The sequence below is a fragment of the Flavobacteriales bacterium genome, from assembly GCA_013214975.1.
In the GTDB taxonomy this organism is placed as follows: Bacteria; Bacteroidota; Bacteroidia; order DT-38; family DT-38; genus DT-38.
This window is the reverse complement of the sequence record JABSPR010000191.1, coordinates 1-2341: the sequence shown is the minus strand read 5'-3', so window position 1 is coordinate 2341 and position 2341 is coordinate 1. Positions and strand designations below refer to the sequence as shown.

Sequence of the window (2341 nt, the reverse complement as noted above, 5' to 3'; positions counted from 1 at the left end):
GGAAAATACATGTAGACAATAAACACACTAACTTTTTAACCCCAACTAATCTAGAAACCTCCAATACATGAGTATTAATCATTGTGTTCTTATAAAAAAATTCTCCTTTTAGTCTAGAGTTGATTCCAACTCCTCCTATCTTTCCAGCACAATGTATAACAGCTTCTGGTGAATGTTTCTTAAAAAACGCTAAGGTATCATTAAAATTAGTTAAATCACACTCCTGTGATGCAAATCTTACATCCGCATCTATAGTAGAGCCAACCATGCCATTCCCTCCAGTTACTAGTAATTTCATAATTAATTATTTTTAGAATAATACTCCAACCAATAATCAACCATTTCAAACATTAACCTTTCAAATGTGTATTTAGGTTCCCAACCTAATTCTGTTCTTATTTTTGTAGAATCACCCTTTAAGTATGGTAATTCTTCTGGTCTTAAAAACTTTGGGTTCTGAGTTACATAATCTTTATAATCTAAATGTAGATAGTCGAATACTAACTGGCACATTTCCCTAACTGAATGGGTTTCCATAGTTGATACTACCCAATCACCTGGTTCATCATGTTGCATCATTAAATGCATAGCTCTAACATAATCCCACGAATGCCCCCAATCTCTGTAAGAATCCATATTACCTAGTTCAAGTTTATCTTGTAGTCCTAATTTAATTCTTGCTGCAGCTTTCACAACTTTATTTGTTACAAAATTACTACCCCTTCTTGGTGATTCATGATTAAATAAAATACCATTTGTTGCATGTAATTTGTAAGCTCTCCTATAATTTCTAATCATATTATAACCAAATACTTTGGAACACCCATATGGTGAAACTGGGTTCATAACTGTTGTTTCCCTTTGTGATTTGTCTTCATCTACAGTTAACCCAAACATTTCAGATGAACTTGCTTGATAAAACTTGGCGGTTGGGCAACTTCTTCTATATGCCTCTAACATATTAAGTACTCCAATAACCTTACACTTAACAACAGATCCTCGTTCAATAGATTCTCCTAACAACAATACGTCTAATGGATCACCATCTCCGCCATCTTCATAAGGCAAAACCGTTTGCGGAACCATACCATAATTCCCAGGATACCCAATATAATTTACCACCCTTCGCTTTCCATTCTTAAATGTCCAAACGAGGGTACCATTTTTCTTTTCCACTTCCCATTTCTGAAGTGTCCCTGAAGGAATCTCAACAATCATATTAATATCACCATCCTCATGTTGAGGTTTGTAATCTCTTAAAAAATCAGTTCCATTATCCAACACCCCTTCTTCCGACTTTGTAATCTCAGGCGACTCGTCTATAACTTCTACTGCCTTTAAAGAATTCTCTTTCAAAGCTTGCTTTGGATCCTCTTTACACGCAGTTATTAACAATGAAAAGATTATTAAAAAAACAGCATTCTGGTTTGCACTCGTTCTATTATATAGTTTTGCAGGCATAAACTTTTGTGATTTTCGATATGGAATTTATAATAATACGAAGTTAACATATATAACATGCGCCTAATTCAATCTTTTTTAATTTTCACATTGCTAATTTCTTTCGGTTGTGATTCCGAAAAAAAGGAGTCTCTGTATCTCGATTACTTAATATGGCCTTCTGATGAAATAGACAATTTTAGGGTTTACGAATCGTTAGGGACAGACTCTTCTACAGCAATAATTTTGGCAACGCAGAAAATGGAATACTTAAAGGATTCCGTAATATCACTAGAATATCTTCTACTACGAGAAGACACTGTTCCAATAAACAAAAGCAAAGAAAAATGGTCTCCCGATAATAGAATGCAACTCATTTACAATTCCTTTTACGAGTACGATATCCGTGTAGGACTCATGGAAGTTAGAGGCAAATCCATTGGACCTGTGAGCTGGGATCTCGAAGATGAATTCTCGTTTCAATTTGAGTATCGATTTAAAACAGATTCTGCCATGCTAATGACTACTAATTCTGTTTACAGTCTTGAGTTTACTAAAATTGATAGTTTATTCGACACGTCAAAAGATTGCTTAATACTAAGTTCATTTACTAATACAAAATTAGAATACACAGATGAAAGGCCTGACACAACTGTATCAAATACGACTATTCGTATTTATCAAAAGAAAAAGGGACTCGTTTATTTCTCGCAGAAAAACAGAAATACAACGATGACATATCGGATCAAAACCGAATAAGTAAATCCGCGTAACACATTGATGTATTAATCATTAGCAAAGGAGGATGTCAATTAAATTCCATACTTTTGCGTTACAATAAAAACTTCGATCTTGATTAATTCGCCTTTAAAAGCCATATTATTCTTTCTTATCCTTATTC

At 34.0% G+C, this 2341-nt stretch carries 3 protein-coding genes; 1 reads left to right on the top strand and 2 read right to left on the bottom strand.

From position 1 onward, the window contains the following. Positions 1-298, bottom strand: a 298-nt coding sequence (locus HRT72_06530; protein NQY67363.1) for an NAD-dependent epimerase/dehydratase family protein, incomplete at its 3' end; no start/stop codon positions are given. A 2-nt stretch (positions 299-300) separates the two neighbouring features. Then, positions 301-1461, bottom strand: a complete 1161-nt coding sequence (locus tag HRT72_06525; protein ID NQY67362.1) for a GDP-mannose 4,6-dehydratase — start codon at positions 1459-1461, stop codon at positions 301-303. A 57-nt stretch (positions 1462-1518) separates the two neighbouring features. On the opposite strand from HRT72_06525, the gene HRT72_06520 reads away from it, so the two are divergent. Then, a complete protein-coding gene (locus HRT72_06520) occupies positions 1519-2199 on the top strand; it encodes a hypothetical protein (GenBank protein NQY67361.1) in 681 nt (226 codons plus the stop codon). The last annotated feature ends 142 nt before the right edge of the window (positions 2200-2341 follow it).

Coding starts and splice junctions, on each gene's coding strand:
- HRT72_06525 (NQY67362.1), bottom strand. CDS start 1,461: ATGCCTGCAAAACTATATAATAGAACGAGTGCAAACCAGAATGCTGTT.
- HRT72_06520 (NQY67361.1), top strand. CDS start 1,519: ATGCGCCTAATTCAATCTTTTTTAATTTTCACATTGCTAATTTCTTTC.